20 protein-coding genes are annotated in these 16491 nt (G+C 35.5%); 15 read left to right on the top strand and 5 right to left on the bottom strand.

Features of this window, described 5'->3' with window-relative positions:
* Positions 1-54: 54 nt before the first annotated feature.
* Both A5821_RS11255 and A5821_RS11250 read left to right on the top strand, forming a co-directional pair.
* Entirely contained in the window at positions 55-792 is a 738-nt protein-coding gene (locus A5821_RS11255) for a DUF5105 domain-containing protein (RefSeq protein WP_086314666.1), read from the top strand.
* Positions 793-913: 121 nt separating this feature from the next.
* Positions 914-1402 carry a Dps family protein gene (locus A5821_RS11250; protein WP_086314665.1) on the top strand — a complete coding sequence of 163 codons (489 nt, stop codon included), beginning with the start codon at positions 914-916 and terminating at the stop codon, positions 1400-1402.
* Positions 1403-1455: 53 nt separating this feature from the next.
* Here the strand turns inward: A5821_RS11250 and argH are convergent, their stop codons facing one another.
* Together argH and A5821_RS11240 are read right to left on the bottom strand one after the other, a co-directional pair.
* Entirely contained in the window at positions 1456-2841 is a 1386-nt protein-coding gene (gene argH / locus A5821_RS11245; RefSeq protein WP_086314664.1) for an argininosuccinate lyase, read from the bottom strand.
* A gap of 304 nt (positions 2842-3145) precedes the next feature.
* On the bottom strand, positions 3146-4351 hold the full coding sequence (locus A5821_RS11240; RefSeq protein WP_086314663.1) for an argininosuccinate synthase: 1206 nt from the start codon (positions 4349-4351) through the stop codon (positions 3146-3148).
* A gap of 349 nt (positions 4352-4700) precedes the next feature.
* On the opposite strand from A5821_RS11240, the gene rplM reads away from it, so the two are divergent.
* The 9 genes from rplM (at position 4701) to A5821_RS11195 (ending at position 10487) form a co-directional block, all read left to right on the top strand.
* Positions 4701-5147 (top strand): 50S ribosomal protein L13, encoded by a 447-nt coding sequence (gene rplM / locus A5821_RS11235; RefSeq protein ID WP_303393681.1) that lies wholly within the window; start codon positions 4701-4703, stop codon positions 5145-5147.
* A gap of 13 nt (positions 5148-5160) precedes the next feature.
* A complete protein-coding gene (gene rpsI, locus A5821_RS11230; RefSeq protein WP_010771970.1) occupies positions 5161-5553 on the top strand; it encodes a 30S ribosomal protein S9 in 393 nt (130 codons plus the stop codon).
* 483 nt (positions 5554-6036) lie between these two features.
* Entirely contained in the window at positions 6037-6321 is a 285-nt protein-coding gene (locus A5821_RS11225; RefSeq protein ID WP_086314662.1) for a hypothetical protein, read from the top strand.
* Between the two features lie 10 nt (positions 6322-6331).
* Positions 6332-6691: a hypothetical protein gene (locus A5821_RS11220; protein WP_086314661.1), complete on the top strand. Its 360-nt coding sequence runs from the start codon at positions 6332-6334 to the stop codon at positions 6689-6691.
* Complete coding sequence (locus A5821_RS11215; RefSeq protein WP_170923026.1) at positions 6675-7451, top strand: T7SS effector LXG polymorphic toxin; 777 nt, start codon at positions 6675-6677, stop codon at positions 7449-7451. Before A5821_RS11220 ends, A5821_RS11215 begins: the two co-directional genes overlap by 17 nt.
* Positions 7452-7496: 45 nt before the next feature.
* Positions 7497-7982: a hypothetical protein gene (locus A5821_RS11210; protein WP_086314659.1), complete on the top strand. Its 486-nt coding sequence runs from the start codon at positions 7497-7499 to the stop codon at positions 7980-7982.
* Positions 7983-7997: 15 nt separating this feature from the next.
* Positions 7998-8534, top strand: a complete 537-nt coding sequence (locus A5821_RS11205) for a hypothetical protein (RefSeq protein WP_086314658.1) — start codon at positions 7998-8000, stop codon at positions 8532-8534.
* Positions 8535-8912: 378 nt separating this feature from the next.
* The gene (locus A5821_RS11200) at positions 8913-9452 is read left to right on the top strand and encodes a hypothetical protein (RefSeq protein ID WP_086314657.1); all 540 of its coding nucleotides are present in this window, start codon (positions 8913-8915) and stop codon (positions 9450-9452) included.
* Positions 9453-9776: 324 nt separating this feature from the next.
* Positions 9777-10487: a DUF6287 domain-containing protein gene (locus A5821_RS11195; protein ID WP_249921886.1), complete on the top strand. Its 711-nt coding sequence runs from the start codon at positions 9777-9779 to the stop codon at positions 10485-10487.
* A 187-nt stretch (positions 10488-10674) separates the two neighbouring features.
* Here the strand turns inward: A5821_RS11195 and A5821_RS11190 are convergent, their stop codons facing one another.
* Positions 10675-11637: a tRNA dihydrouridine synthase gene (locus A5821_RS11190; protein ID WP_086314656.1), complete on the bottom strand. Its 963-nt coding sequence runs from the start codon at positions 11635-11637 to the stop codon at positions 10675-10677.
* 226 nt (positions 11638-11863) lie between these two features.
* On the opposite strand from A5821_RS11190, the gene A5821_RS11185 reads away from it, so the two are divergent.
* From A5821_RS11185 to yqeK, 4 genes are all read left to right on the top strand, one after another.
* Positions 11864-12286: a MarR family winged helix-turn-helix transcriptional regulator gene (locus A5821_RS11185; RefSeq protein WP_086314655.1), complete on the top strand. Its 423-nt coding sequence runs from the start codon at positions 11864-11866 to the stop codon at positions 12284-12286.
* A 37-nt stretch (positions 12287-12323) separates the two neighbouring features.
* On the top strand, positions 12324-13403 hold the full coding sequence (locus A5821_RS11180) for an LLM class flavin-dependent oxidoreductase (protein WP_086314654.1): 1080 nt from the start codon (positions 12324-12326) through the stop codon (positions 13401-13403).
* 11 nt (positions 13404-13414) lie between these two features.
* Positions 13415-13981, top strand: coding sequence for an NADPH-dependent FMN reductase (locus A5821_RS11175; protein WP_086314653.1), 567 nt, complete (start codon positions 13415-13417; stop codon positions 13979-13981).
* A gap of 147 nt (positions 13982-14128) precedes the next feature.
* Positions 14129-14707 (top strand): bis(5'-nucleosyl)-tetraphosphatase (symmetrical) YqeK, encoded by a 579-nt coding sequence (gene yqeK, locus A5821_RS11170; RefSeq protein WP_086314652.1) that lies wholly within the window; start codon positions 14129-14131, stop codon positions 14705-14707.
* Between the two features lie 314 nt (positions 14708-15021).
* On the opposite strand, the gene A5821_RS11165 is transcribed toward yqeK, so the two are convergent.
* Together A5821_RS11165 and A5821_RS11160 are read right to left on the bottom strand one after the other, a co-directional pair.
* A complete protein-coding gene (locus A5821_RS11165; protein WP_212637423.1) occupies positions 15022-15312 on the bottom strand; it encodes a YbhB/YbcL family Raf kinase inhibitor-like protein in 291 nt (96 codons plus the stop codon).
* 94 nt (positions 15313-15406) lie between these two features.
* On the bottom strand, positions 15407-16210 hold the full coding sequence (locus A5821_RS11160; RefSeq protein ID WP_086314651.1) for a hypothetical protein: 804 nt from the start codon (positions 16208-16210) through the stop codon (positions 15407-15409).
* Between the last annotated feature and the right edge of the window lie 281 nt (positions 16211-16491).

Here is a 16491-nt window from a genome sequence, read left to right as displayed (position 1 = left end):
TGACAAATAACTATGAACTTGCTTTACTAGTAGTAAGAGAACGGAGGAAAGGAAATGAAAAAGTTATGGATCACCTCGTTGCTCGTAATGGGAATAGTGCTGACAAGCTGTGGTTCCAAAGGTATCTCAGCAGAAGATGCGGGTGAATTATTTGTTGATCGTCTTGTTTATCAAAAAGAAGAACAAAAATTTGCAAAAGAATTTCGAGATGGCGAGCAAGTGGGTAAGGAATTAGATGAAAATAGTAAGACTTTTGAAGAGAACTTTGCTAAAGGTTTATCCTCTACAGGAGCGAAAGTTCCAGAAAAACAGGCAGATCAACTAACAAAGGAGCTTTTACAACAAGCAAGGGAAAAAGCAACTTTTAAAATCGTTCAAATAGATGAAACAAAAAAGGGCGCAACAATCACTTATTATGTCACTGGACTGGATCTAGTAAGTGCCATGCAGGAAATGACAAGGCAGTTAGTGAAAGAGACCTTAGCTGATACTGAAATAGCGAAAGATGAGCAAAAAACCCTAGATGCTACGTTTTCCATTCTCGAGGAACGGGTCAAAGCAATTAAAATAAAAACAGATCCAGTAGAACTAAAATTACGCTTAGAGAAGGAGAAAGGGAAGTGGTTTGTGCCAAATGATCAAAAACAGGCAGTATCTAACTTATTTCTGGCGTTCATTTCTGGCTCGAAAGATATAAACACGATGAATAAAGAATTACAAGAAGCATTAAATGAAGTAGCTAAAGAGATTCTGGATTCATTAGACACTATACCAATACCTAACAGTAATTAATCTTTTTAGTTTATAATTATTCTTAAATGAGAAAAATTATAAAAATGAAGATTTTAGTGTACTTTTTTGTGATTTCGTACTACAATTGTATATAGATAAAAATTTAGGAGGATGATGTATAATGAAATTTGAACAAACTAAAGAAGTATTGAACCAACTAGTTGCAGATTTAAGCCAGTTTTCAGTGGTAATCCACCAAACTCACTGGTACATGCGTGGCCCAGAATTCTTGACATTACACCCTAAAATGGACGAATACATGGATCAAATCAATGACCAATTAGATGTTGTATCTGAACGTTTGATTACACTAGATGGCGCTCCTTACTCAACATTACAAGAATTTGCGGATCATACTGGTATTGAAGATGAAATCGGCACATATGAGCGTACAATTCCTGAACGTATGGAAAAATTAGTTGAAGGCTATCGCTATTTAGCTGACTTATACCAAAAAGGAATTGATGTTTCTGGTGAAGAAGGCGATGACTCTACACAAGATATCTTTATTGCAAACAAAACAGATATCGAGAAAAATATTTGGATGTTGCAAGCAAAATTGGGTAAAGCACCTGGTATTGATGCAGATTCACGTGCAAAAACTCGTTAATCAAAAAAATTGAAAGCTGATGGAAGATAGTATGCTATCTTTCATCAGCTTTTTTAGTTTTTTTCACTTTCTAGTTTTAACTTACTGCGTTCAATTGCGGCCGTTACTTGGTCAAATCCAGTACCGCCATATGAGTGTCGACGCTCGATTGCGGTCTTTGATGCTAGAGTTTGGTAGATATCAGAGTCAATCAATGGCGTAATAGCTTGATATTCTTTTAATGGAATATCTTGTAAATAAATGCCTTGTTTGGTACAGTCCAAGACTAATTTCCCCACAACTTCATGTGCTTGCCTAAAAGGCATTCCTTTACTTGCAAGGTAGTCAGCCAACTCTGTTGCGTTTGAAAAATCCTTCTCGGTCGATTTTTCCATCATTTCCTGATTTATTTTCATGGTCTCTACCATACCTGACATGATTTCTAAACTAGTCAAAATCGTGTGAGACGTATCAAACATACCCTCTTTGTCTTCTTGCAAGTCTTTGTTATAAGCTAACGGCAAACCTTTCAAAACCGTTAAAAGGCTGAATAAATTGCCATATACGCGACCTGATTTCCCCCGAATCAATTCTGCCATATCTGGGTTCTTTTTTTGAGGCATGATTGAACTACCAGTAGAAAACGTGTCCGTCAATTGAATAAATTGAAATTCATGACTGCACCATAAAATGATTTCTTCACAGAATCGAGAAAGATGCATCATTAGAATGGAACTATTACTAAGAAACTCTAAGATAAAGTCCCGATCACTTACACCATCAAGACTATTTTCATAGATTGAAGAAAAACCTAGCAATTCAGCTGAATAAGCCCGATCGATTGGAAACGTTGTGCCGGCCAAAGCTGCACAACCCAAGGGAGAAATATCGATACGCTTCAAACTTTCTTTAAAACGCTCTTGATCCCTTGTCAACATGCCGTAATAAGCCATCATATGATGTGCAAATGAAATCGGTTGTGCATGTTGTAAATGGGTGTAGCCAGGCATAATAGTCTCTATATTTTCTTCGGCTTTGTGGACTAAAACTTGGCGAAATGAGTGAATCTTTTCAATAACTTCTTGGACGATTTCCTTTAAGTAAAGATGCATGTCTGTGGCGACCTGGTCATTTCTACTACGACCTGTATGTAGTTTGCCAGCAACTGAACCAATTTCATCATGTAGATGCTTTTCAATATTTAAATGGATATCTTCATTTTCTATACTGAAGGTGAGGTCACCAGCAAGCAGTTTTTCTTGAATCGTAGTTAGTCCAGAACTAATTTGTTCAGCTTCTTCTGCAGTTAAAATTCCTGTTTTCGCTAACATTTTTACATGAGCTAAACTTCCAGTGATATCTTGTTTTGCTAATTTTTGATCAAAAGGAATCGAAGCCCCAAATGCATCGATCCATGTTTCACTTTTTCCTTCAAAACGTCCGCCCCATAATTTTTCCATGATACACACCTCATTTTTGTATTATTATTCAGTGGAATAAGAAAGAGGTCATCTACTTCCCGATGCAGATAACCTGTTTGCTTATTAAGTGACACTAGAAGTAACTATTTCGTTAAATTCCTGTTCAACTTTGTAACGAGTTTGGCACACCTATAAAGACGTACGATTTCCTTATTTCGATCCGCAAACCGAAAAGAAATTCTCCTTAGATAAGTCTGTTTAATAGGTGGATTGGATAACCTTATTTACAAACCTGTAAAAGTTATCTCACAGTAGTTTCAACCTAGGTAAAATAAGATTGTTGCTAATTATTTTTGTTTAGAGAGGCTTGGACTTCAGCATTTACCTTAGTCGGAAGTCCCCAGAGTTTAATAAAGCCGACAGCAGCATCTTGATCAAAAGTATCAGCTGATGTATACGTTGCTAAGTTTTCATTGTATAAGCTATTATCAGATTTACGCCCCTCAACTACGGCATGTCCTTTGAATAGTTTTACTCGAACTACACCATTTACATACTTTTGTGTAGATTTTAAGAAGGCAATCAGAGCATCTGTCAACGGGTTGAACCATAATCCATCGTAAATTATTTGTGATAATTGATTTTCGATGATTGGTTTGAAGTGTGCTACTTCACGAACAAACGTTAAATCCTCAAGCTCTTTATGAGCAGTCATCAACGTAATCGCTGCCGGACATTCATAAACTTCACGAGATTTGATCCCAACTAAGCGATTTTCCACATGATCGATCCGACCGATTCCGTGCTTACCAGCTAAATCATTTAACGCCAAAATTAAATCGGATAAAAGCATTTTTTTCCCGTTGATAGCTGTAGGTACACCCTCAACAAATGTCAATTCAATAATATCTGCTTCATCAGGGGCACTCTCTAAGCTAGCAGTTAATTCATAAGCCCCTTCTGGCGGAGTTGTCCATGGATCTTCTAAAATGCCGCATTCATTAGCACGTCCCCAAAGGTTTTGATCGACTGAATAAGGATTATCTAAATCAGCGGGAACAGGCACGCCTTTTTCTTTGGCATAATTAATTTCTTCTTCACGGGACCATTTCCATTCACGAACGGGTGCAATAACATTCAGCTCAGGTGCAAGGGCATTGATCGCAACTTCAAAACGAACTTGATCATTCCCTTTTCCTGTACAGCCATGAGCAATTGTTGTTGCGCCAGTTTCGTGTGCCAACTCTACTAATTTCTTAGCAATCAATGGGCGGGATAAAGCGGAAACGAGTGGATAAGATTGTTCGTAAAATGTATGCCCTTGTAAAGCGATCAAAGCAAACTCTTGCGCAAATTCTTCTTTAGCGTCAATGGTATAAGACGCAGAAGCACCGACTTCTAATGCTTTATTTTTGATGAAGTCTAAATCTTTTTTTTCACCGACGTCTAAACAGCATGCAATCACATCATATCCTTCGTCAACTAACCATTTAACAGCAACAGAGGTATCTAATCCCCCAGAGTAGGCTAAAACAACTTTTTCTGTCATGAGTAACACTCCTTATTTTCTAATTGTCTTTTTTGATTGTTTTCATCATATCACTTGAAAATACAAAAATCAACCATTTTTATAAATAAATATGCATAAAAATAAAATAAAAAGGAATAATATACATTTTTGTTCAAAGGGATTACGTAATATACATTACGCATTTTTTGAAGGAATCGATTTGATAGTGCAGATATTTTTTGGATAAGAAAAATATGTCGAAAACTGCAGAAATTCATTGACTTTGCTAGTGATAGAAGGTATCATATTAAATGGTATTGTTTGCCCCACAATGAGCCCCGGAAACTCAAGTGAATGTCAAACATCGAATAGAAAATTGGAGGAAAGAATCGTGCGTACAACATATATGGCCAAATCTGGCGAAGTAGAACGTAAATGGTATGTAGTAGATGCGACAGATATCCCAATGGGACGTCTATCAACTGTAGTTGCTTCTATCTTACGTGGAAAAAATAAACCAACATTCACACCACATGTGGATACTGGAGATTTCGTAATTGTAATTAATGCTGATAAAATCAAATTAACTGGTAACAAAGCAAGTGATAAAATTTACTACCGTCACAGCCAATACCCAGGTGGGTTAAAATCTGTTACTGCTGGTGAATTACGCGATAAAAACTCTCGTCGTTTAATTGAAACTTCTGTAAAAGGTATGCTTCCTAAAAACACTTTAGGCCGTAAACAATTTACTAAATTAAACGTATACGGTGGAGCTGAGCATCCACATGCTGCACAACAACCAGAAGTATTAGATATTACTAACCTAATTTAAGGAGGGAAATTCATTGGCTCAAGTACAATATAGCGGCACTGGCCGTCGTAAAAAATCTGTAGCTCGCGTACGTTTAGTACCAGGTACTGGTAAAATTACTGTAAATAAAAAAGACGTTGAAGAATATATTCCACACGCTGACTTGCGTGAAGTTATCAACCAACCATTTGGTGTAACTGAAACTAAAGGCGCTTATGATGTAATGGTAAACGTTAATGGTGGAGGCTACTCTGGTCAATCAGGTGCGATCCGTCACGGAATCGCTCGTGCATTATTAGAAGTAGATCCTGACTTCCGCGGAGCTTTAAAACGCGCTGGACTTCTTACTCGTGATGCCCGTATGGTAGAACGTAAAAAACCAGGTCTTAAAAAAGCTCGTAAAGCTTCACAATTCTCAAAACGTTAATTGTTGGAGTCGTTGCGAATTTATTCGCTTACGAGTACCATTCAATTGTAACATTTCAAGACACTTTCCATTTTTTGGAAGGTGTCTTTTTTTGATTTGGTTAAGAGTTTAATTTGCCTGTCTATATTCTTCAAAACGTTCATTTGTATGCCCGTAAACTTTTCTAAGCATATTAGAAGTTTCTGCCTGACCGAAAAGAAATTTAATAATTGAACTATTGATTACGTGATTTAGTAAATCTAAAACAAATGCTTGTCTTAAGCTTTGAGAAGGAATGTGAGGAACTCTATATTTTTTATTAATTGAAAAGGTCCCTGAACGATTTTTATAGAGTAACATCTTTTCGCTGTTTTTATTCTTTATTTTTTTGTTTTTAAGTCAGGTATATTTTTTTATTTGTCGGGTTTACTAACTATCCAAGGATGTTATAATTATTATGACTGTTTAATTGTTAACGGTAATAATTAATAGGAGTGTGAAAAAATGGGAGAAACGGTCAGTACAGATGGAAATGCAGTTGCTAAATTTGCTGCGGATATTTTAGTTGCAAAGGAAAATATTGATTTTAAGCCAACAAATAGCATTAATACATCTACAAGTCCAGCAACAAATGAGTTAAAAACATTGATGACTTCTTTTCAGCAAACAATTGACACCTATAAAATGTGTTTAGCTACAGAAGTAAGAAATGTTCAAGCCGTACATAATGCAATTGAAGAAACGGATCAAAAAATAAAAGATAGCATAGCAACAACGATGCAAGCATGAGGTGGAATAGATGGATAAGAATTTATTTAGCTTGCGTATGAAAGTAGAGGAAGCAGAAGAAGATTTCAACAGCTTGAAAAAGAAAACTGGAGAGATTCCATTTGCTTATGAAGAGTGTCAAAAAGCGATCAATCGACAAAAAGAGATATGGGAACGTGTCCTACATTATTCTAAAGGGACAGATTCAGAAAGACAAGTCTATCAAAAATTAGATGAAGTGGAAGAAAAGCAAAGGGAACTTACAAAAGTTTTTTCTATTGCAGATGAAGAAATTGAAGACGAACTGACGGATAGAAAAGCAGTTTACAAAAAAGCTGAATTATTATATGAAGAAACTAGAAAGGAGGACTCCGATGAAAATAATGTATGAGGAACTAAGTGATGTAAAAAGTAGTATTCGTTCGCAACGTTTAAATGCTGTAGGTAGTTTTAATTCTGTGACAAGTTCAATAGATGGATTAGCTGGAAATAGAAATTTATTAGGTGGTGGTTGGGTTTCAACTGTGAGCCATCTCCAAGCGTATCAAGAGATAGACAAAGCACTATTCAACGTTTATTATGAGATGGACAACAGTTTAAATAGCTATTTAACAGATTTTGTTGGTGAAGTTGGCAAGACAGATGAAGTATTAGACACAGATGATTTGGAAGGATTGCTTAGAGATTTACAAACTGCTCAAAATGAATATACTAACTTAATGAGTGATTTGGCTAAGTCGATGAAGAATGTTCCTGTATTAGGTGATTTTTTTAAACAACAGAGTATTGATCCTATTAAAGAAGATATTGAGATTTTACAGAAATATCAAGCTTTTGAATTTAGTCATGCCTCTCATTATTCGGAATTATCTAGTTTGATCAGTGATGTAAACACAGGATTAGCACAATTAGGTAATCCAGCAAATTTTCTTAATCCAAGAGAGGGGTATAGAATTGTTGACTATGGTAATCAACAATGGTTTAAAAATTTAAAAGGATATAATGATAGCCAGCCAAAAAGTCGTGTTGAAACGGTGACAGAATTAGATGCTGCTGGAAATATTGTCTATGTTGTTTATACAAATGGTGTAAAAGATGAGAAGCTAACAGCTCAACTAACAGAAGCAATGAAAGAAAGTTGGCTTGATTGAAGCATAGATGCGGTAGCAAAATTTCTGGATTTTGTAGGAAAAGTAGTGTGGACTTCATTAGGAATAGCGACAACAATTACAGGTATAATTGGAACAATCGGAGGCTTGGCAATAGTTTCTACCACGAATGGCGTTGGGATTCTAGTTGGTGGAGAAGTTATTCTGGATGGAGTGGCTGTAACAGCAGAAGGAATAGCGATTACAGTTGATGGTATAAATGGATTAACAACAAGTAACTTTACTTCAAGTGATGGTGGAGGAAGTTATAATAAAAAATTTCCAAAAGGAAACAAGGAATTTAAAAAGACTTTTGGTACTGACAAAAATACATTCCATGACAAGATTAAACCAGAAATCAAAAAAGACTTAAACGTTGATCCAAAGTTTAAGAGGTGGTTGAACCAATTTGGAGATAATCCCGATATAGGAGTAGATAGTTTGGGGAATATTGTTTTAAGAGCAACCAACGGGAAGAAACCATTCGCAGAACTTATAACAAATTTAAAGTTAGAATGGTATTTGTTACCATAATTAAGGAGGAAAATAATGTCATTTTCATTAGATGTACTTGTTTTGTATCAAGAAGAAATTCAAGAATATACTACAACAAACTCTTTTAGAGCAAAAGCCTATCATGAATCAACAAAAAAAGATATTGAGGAACTATATGAAGAATATGGGGAAAAACTAATTATTCCCGAATCTGAACCTGATTATTTTTATGATAGTATGAAAGGTAAGTGGTATACATTAGGGGAAAATGATGATGGACTTGTTTGGGCATTGGGCTTGATTGATACAGATTTTGACAAACCATTATCTATATCTGCTCCATGGATAGACGATGAAGATGATTTTGAAGCTTTCACTCCTGTAAGGGTAAAAAAAGAATTTCAAGAAGATTTATTTATTTTATTAAGTGAGATGCTAGATACTTCTCCGAATAAAACTCTTGTAGTCCATCCAAGATATCAGAGTGGCGACGTAAAAATAGTTCAAGGCCCGATTCCATTAGAAAAATATTTTAAGTTGTTAATAGAAGAAAAAATCCCTTTTAATGTATATACAATGATACAAAGATAACTTATTAATAATTACAAGAGGAAATAGAAGTTTTCTCAATAAATGATGAGGATATCTTACTGGAGAGAGTTCTTAAAGTATAAAAGAGCTAAGTATAGAGGGGAATACATCAATTTTGATAGATGTTATATAGAAACTTGTCTATTATATTTGTTGACTAAGAAATTTTTTATATGGATATAATGGTTCGTTAAGACTTAAAAGCAGATCCAGATTTAAGTAAGTGGTTATCAAAATACGGTAAAAATCCAGATATGATATAGGGTAGATAATTTAGGAAATATTGCTTTAAGAGCAACAAAAGAAGCAAACTTGTTTGCTGAAGAATAACTAATTTAAAGTAGCTAGAGTCGTATCGTTTGCAAAAGGAGGAATCAAATGGGATTTTCATTAGATGTATTTATTGTAGGTCAAGTAGAAGAAAATAAATATTATAAAACAAATTCATTTTGCGCTGAAAAGCAAGATGAATTAAATGAAGAGGATATTTTAGAAGCACATGAGGAATTAAAAAAATCGGGGAAAATCATTGATGATGTCTCTTATCCATTTTACGAAAATATTAATGGTAAGTGGTATACGCTTGGTAAAGAAGAAGAGGGAGAAGTTTGGTGGGCGTTAGGATTGATTGATACAGATTTTGATAAGAGATTAACAATTGCAGCACCATGGTTAATAGATGAAGCAGGTTATGAAGCTTTCACTCCAGTAATTGTAAAAGAAAAATATCAAGTGGATTTAGAAATAATTTTAGATGAAATGATTGAATCTTCGCCAACAAAATCATTAATAATCTATCCAAGATATCAAAGTCCAAGCAATGAAATTGTTCAGGGGGTAATACCGTTAAAAAAATATATCGAGTTGTTGAGAGAAGAAAAAATACCTTTTAACGTTTATTCAATTATTCAGAAGTAAAAATTATTCTGCTGACGAATCAAGTAGTTTTCTTGTACTTCTGTTGCGACTACTTGAAAGATATATCTTAGGGATTTCTTGTGGATTTTCGATCAATTAATGGATTAAGTAGTCGATTTTTATTACTATTTTTGATCATATCAACTGAAATTAGGCGCAATTAAAAATTTGTCCTGAAAAGAGGTATGAATTTTCTGAGAATGGTCAAAAGCATACCTATTTTTTATGTAAATGTAGACGGAACCCGCATTGTATACTACTATGAGAATAATAAATAGATTTCACTAAATAGACGAAAGACTTGGGGGATTTGTTGTGAAAAAAATGAAAAGAACTATTTTGTTAGGTGTTTGCATTGCATTTTCAGGCTTATTAGCAGGGTGTAATAATTCTAGTAAATCAAGCGTGGATACTGATAAATCATCAGCTAGTACGAAAGCAACTACAGAGTTGACCACTAGTATTAAAGAAACTAAAGAAACCACAGAACAAACTACGGAACAATCAAGCACAGTTCAGGACACAAAAGAAACAGATCAATCACATGAACAGGTAAAAGAAGAGCAAGTAAATGAAGTGACTGAAGAAATGAATCTCTCTCAAATTCAACAAGGAGATTATTCGAGCCTTAATGGAATTTGGGAAAATGGATTAGGTAATACAATCTTTGTGGAAAACACTACAATGAGTTTTACAGACATTTCTAACCAGAAGCAAGCAGCGGAAATAAATGGGTTAAACGTAAATATTCCCACTTTGAATTCACCTGACGGGACACCTGAGTTAGTATCTTTTATGGGAGATAATAATAAAGTTCAATCGTATGAACAGCAATTAGGAATTGAAGAGAATCAAGGATTTATTTCTTTAAAAAGTAGTCTGCCAAGTGCAGTAATCTACGTATCATTTTTACCAAAAGGGACAGTGGGAGACCTACTTGAAGGAGATAGCACCAGAGATAAAATTGTTGCTGTGGGTACGCAAAATACCGCTACATCAGTTCGCGCAGAGTATGTCTATTACAAAATCGACTAGATATGTGTTAGGGAATTAAAACAATACATTCAAAAAAAATAGTATGTATCTGTAATGAGATACTGTGATTTCTTTATGAAGTGCCCACAAAAAATGGGTGCTTTTTTTGTTTAATATCCTGACAAAAATCAAAAGAAAAAGCGCTCCATTTTAGTGAGCGCTTAAAACAACTTATTCTATCAGAGCCTTATTTCTCTTTATAAAAATCCTTCAAAATCTCACGCACTTCATCCGTCGATTTTGTCCCCATCAATTTAACACGCAAATCACTTGCGCCAGGAAATCCCTTTACATAAATCTTAAAGAAACGATGCAAGCCAACGATCGAGCGTGGCACCATTTCAGCATACTGATCCTGTAAATCAAGCTGCATCTCCAATAATCCAAGCAATTCTTGAGATGAATGCTGTTTCGGTTCCTTTTCAAACGCATAAGGATTTTTAAAAATCCCGCGACCGATCATAATTCCATCTACGCCGTATTGCTCTGCGAGTTTTAAACCAGTTGTGCGATCAGGAATATCGCCATTGATCGTAATTAGTGTTTGAGGGGCAACACGATCACGAATTTCCATAATTTGAGGAATCAAATCCCAATGAGCATCGACTTTACTCATTTCATTTCGTGTTCGCAAATGGATAGATAGGTTCGCAATATCTTGTTTTAATAAGTGGGTGATCCACTCCTCCATTTCGGCTATTTCTGCATAACCGATTCGTGTTTTGACGCTGACAGGGATACCTCCTGCTTTTGCAGCTTCAATCAGCTCAGCGGCAACTTCTGGTCGTAAAATAAGACCACTTCCTTTTCCACGACCCGCTACATTCGGAACTGGACAGCCCATATTGATGTCGACGCCTTTAAATCCCATGTCAGCTAGACCAAGACTCATTTCTCTAAAGAATTCTGGTTTATCCCCCCAAATATGAGCGACCATCGGCTGCTCATCTTCGGTAAAAACGAGACGTCCACGTACGCTCTCCTTACCATCTGGGTGGCAATAACTATCCGAATTCGTAAATTCAGTAAAAAAGACATCGGGTGCTCCGGCTTCTTTGACAACATGGCGAAAGACAACATCTGTCACATCTTCCATCGGTGCTAAAACAAAAAAAGGCTTTGGTAGTTCTGCCCAAAAATTATTCATCATTCTATAATCTCCACTCTATTACTTTCGGTTACGATCTGAAAAACATAATCATTATACTAATAATAGTAGAAAGAATCAAAGGGAAGATTTGCTCAGCTAAGATGAGAGCTAGTATTGAGAACCACAAAAATTGGTAATAGTGGGAATCGATAGTTTGCTTATTTTTAGTAAGTATAATATACTAACGTTATCAGTTTAGTCCTAAACTATGAAGGAGGTTCAATCAATGGAAAAGTTATCGATTTCAGAAAAAGTAAAATTAAGTTGCTGGATGTCCATTTTGCAGTTCGTTCAAAAGAGCAATCTCCAGTCGAATGAGTTTCTTAAACAATATGACTTAAATGCTTCAAAATTTGATATGCTTCATCAAATTCAGGAATATCAACCCATCACGCAAAAAGAACTAGGAGAGAAGTTACTGATCTCTAAGGGTGGAGTTTCTCAAATGATCAAGCAATTTGAGTCGGATGGTTGGATCACGCGCCGACAAGAATGGAAGGAAAAATACATTTCCTTAACCGATAAAGGACAAAAACAACTAGATAATTGTTTTATTGCACAAAGTAAGCAGCAGGCAGCAGCGTTTGATAATTTAACCAAACAAGAAGTTCTTCAACTAGCAAAAATCAGTAAAAAGTTGATGAAGTGATAACTATATCAAGATAATGAAAAAGGAGTGCAGGAAAATGAACAAAAAAATGAATGAAAAATTCGGTATTGATTCCTCAAAAGGGATGGAAATCGGCTTGTATTCTTTAGGCGATCACGTTACAAATCCAATGACAGGAAAAAGAATCAGCGAGCAGCAACGAATCAATGATATTATCGAAGCAGCGAAATTTGCTGATGAGGCAGGAATCGATGTATTTGGTGTTGGTGAGAGTCATCAAAGCCACTTTATCGGACAAGCCAACCAAGTGATTCTATCCGCAATCACGGCACAAACCAAAGATATCAAAATTTCTAGTTCAGTCACCGTTTTAAGTACCAATGATCCAGTCCGAGTTTATGAAGAGTATGCAACCTTGGATTTAATTTCAAACGGTCGTGCTGAAATCGTGGCTGGTCGAGGTTCTCGTGTTGGTGTTTATGAGCTTCTGGGATTTGACTTGAAAGATTATGAAGAACTATTTGAAGAAAAAATGCATTTGTTAAAGCTATTGAATGAAGCTTCACCAAATGAACGAATGAATTGGGAGGGGGCATTCCGTGCCCCGCTAAAAAATGCAGAAATTCTACCACAACCTGTTCGTGGTCATTTACCTATTTGGAGAGCGGTAGGTGGACCAGCGGACAGTGCAATAAAAGCTGGATTAGATGGGATTGCCATGATGTTGACGACATTAGCTGGACCTGCTCCGATTTTTAAACGAGCAGTAGATGCTTATCGTTTATCGTTAACAGAGGCAGGTTATGATGAGAAAGAATTTCCGCTTGCTACTACAAGTTTATTTTATGTTGCAGAGTCTGGCAGCCAAGCGCGTAAAGAGATGTATCCATTTTTAAATGCTGGCTGGAGTGCGATTCGTGGTGGAACGTATCCGAAGCAACATTTTGCCCAATCAGCTGATGGCAGAGACACATTGATGGTTGGTGGTGTTAATGAAATTATCGAGAAGATGCTCTATCAATATGAATTATATGGACATCAACGTTTTATGGCACAAATCGATTTTGGTGGAGTGCCGCTTGATCTTGTGAAGAAAAATATTGAATTGATTGCGACGAAAGTGATGCCAGAAGTTAAAAAATATACGAAAGAGTAGGGTGAGCTTTTATGAAAATCGTAGCAGTCATCGGTTCCGCTTTTGGTAGTAAATCAAGGGTAGCCGTAAATTATACAATGAATAAAATAAAAGAAGTACGAGAAGATGCTGAAGTTGAAGTGATTGATTTTTCTGAAATACAATTTCCATTCGCTGATGGTCGGGAATATTTTCAGCATGAAGGTGAAGTTGGTATTGCGTTGAAAAAAATCATGGAGGCAGATGGCTTGATTATTGGAACACCGATTTTTCAAGCATCGATGCCTGGAACGTTGAAAAATTTATTTGATATGTTGCCAGTCAATGCTTTCCAAAATAAAGTAGCAGGAATGATCGTCACAGCTGGATCAGAGAAACACTTTTTGATCCCTGAGCAACAAATCCGCCCTGTTTTAAGTTATATGAAGGCGAATTTAGTGCCGAACTATGTATTTATTACAGATCAGGATATTATTCGAAAAGAAATCAAAAATCCTGATATTGAATTTCGTTTGGATCGATTCGTGGATGATTTCTTCTTATTGTTGGATACGTATCAAACAATGATTCAGCAAAAAGAAGCGGAATATGATTTTTAAGAGGCGATAATAGAATTTATACACTTTTCTTTTTAGAAGAGTGTATTTTTTTATCCTAAAAAGTGGCAGTTAGCACGTGTATAAAATGGTATCATGAGAGTAACATATCAACTAAAAAATAAAATCATATTTCAGGAGGCTCATAATATGGAAACATGCGACCAAAACAATTTAAAAAACTTGATAAAGGAATTTCTAACGGATCAAAATTGTTTGAGAACGTATGAACACTGTATTTCAGTAGGCGATTATGCATATGAATTAGGGAAAGAATTTTTAGATGAACCATATAAAGCACGAGTTGCAGGATATTTACATGATATTTCAGCTATTTACCCAGATGATCAAAGAATCGATGTAGCCAAGAAGATGGGGATCGAATTATATCAAGAAGAATTAGAGCTTCCCATGATTATTCATCAAAAAATCTCAAAGGAAATTGCGTTAAATGAATTCAATGTGACGGATCCAGCAATTCTGTCTGCTATTGAATGCCATACGACGTTAAAAGAGGAGTATTCTGATTTAGATTTAGTTGTATTTATTGCCGACAAAATAAAATGGGATCGAAAAGGTGAACCGCCGTATCTTAACCAACTTATGGTAGCTTTAGACATTTCTTTAGAAGAAGCGGCCTACTGCTATATCGACTATCTGTTAAATCATGACATTCAAGTGATTCATCCATGGTTAAGAGAAGCTTATTTGAAATTAAAACATCATTAAGCAAGTTCCTCTTTACTATTTTTTATTGTATAAGGAAAACGAAAAAAGTTCTCTAGTAACGTTGGTTACTAAAGAACTTGAACCGTGTGTTAACCTCAAGCATTTATCTTGTTATCAGCTGAGAGGCAAATTGAGTTGCCGCTGATTCTTGAACCGAGCTCCTGCATGATTTTCAATGCTTCTAATAATTCCAAACCCAAACTGCTCAAACTGTATTCAACTTTAAGTGTATACGTATGGGGTTTATCAGGAGGTGTCATACCACCATAAAAAGAAGATAATTCTTTTGATTGATTAGACCCGATTGGACTGTGCTAACTATTGATTCCTTGAGTGAAATCAAGTGCTGTTTGGCTTTCATTTGCGGATAATTCTGCTCTTGTTAAGTCAGAGATGACCCAGTGGATCCATGGAAAACCTTTGGTTGCAGCAAAAGCATCTATGTCATATAAAATGACAGCATAACTTTTAGTATTTTCAGGTGCATTTTCTATTTTAAAAGGGATAGAGTAAGTAGGCATTCCATTTTCATTAAATTTTGTTCCGTGTCCGCCATAACTATCTAAAAAGTAACCATTTTCAATTGCTGAACTGCTGATATTCATCGTATCATCCTTTACTGAATTATTTGTACATTCATCATAAAGGAAAATACTAAGCTTGAAAATTACTTACTTTTTAGTGGGTATGCTTTTTTAGTTAAACAACTGTCCACTCATTAAGGGTTTTCCCATTAGCATCGATCAGCTCAAGCCAACTATTTGTTCCGCCAAAATATAAAAACAATCCAACTTCATTAACGCTTTTTAAAATAATATCTTCAGTCGTAACGAAGTTTTTTACCTTGTCTTTATGATCTTCTCTGATTCTTTGACCCATTTTAGCTGAAAAGCCCAATGAACCGTCTTTGTTAAGCGGTGGCGTTGCCATCATCGTAGCGCCTGCTTTTAAGAGCATTTCATTTCGCTTATGCCAAAGTGCAGTGGCTTTGCTATCTCTGGTATCAATAAAAAATTCAATTTGACTGACTTCTTTTGTCCATTTATGGCGTGCTTTTGCTGGTTTGGCTTTCTCTTTTTTAGGTTCTTCGTGGCGCTTTAGAGGGTAACCGAATGTTTCAAGAACTAAAAGTACGTCATCTTTGTAGGTGGTAACCGTTTTTTCATAGTTGGCAGGGATTTTTGTTTCTATTTCAGGTAGATTAGTGAGTGTTATACCATTTGCCGTGGCTTCTGTGATGAATTGGTGTTCTAAATAGTCTAATTCGATATCCCATGATGGGTTGACTATAATTATTTTGTTAAAATCTACGTCATTTTGGAAGTTGCCTGCAGCTGATTTTCCAATGGAAATAATCACGTTATCTTTTAACAAAATATAGACAGCAGGTTGGTCTAATGTGATTTCTTTATTGCTATCAATGATGTTGATTTGGCCGTGATTATTAGGGAAGGTAATTGTTGTTTTTGCTTCTGTAATAAGCACAGATAAATTGATTTCCATGTTAAGCTCCTTTTACCATTTTTGTCGTTTGAGATGTAAGTAAATAGTATCATGAAACGATCAATAAATCCTAAAATGAGTGTTTATCATAAAAAAGGGTGTATTTTAGTAAAGTTTTTTTATGAGAGTGAATTTGTAAAAGCTTACCATTTGCTCATTTTCGATAGAGTAAGTTCATAAGAACTGGTTTCTTTTTGTATTGGCAAGACTGTTTTTCTTTAATTTGAAAACAAGATAAGTAAAAAAGGGAGATCCGTATTTTCTCATTTTCATTTGGTTTG

Origin of the sequence: Enterococcus sp. 7F3_DIV0205, from assembly GCF_002141365.2 — a bacterium.
Lineage (GTDB): Bacteria > Bacillota > Bacilli > Lactobacillales > Enterococcaceae > Enterococcus_L > Enterococcus_L palustris.
The sequence above is the reverse complement of the archived record's forward strand: the minus strand, read 5'-3'. Positions and strand labels throughout refer to the sequence as shown.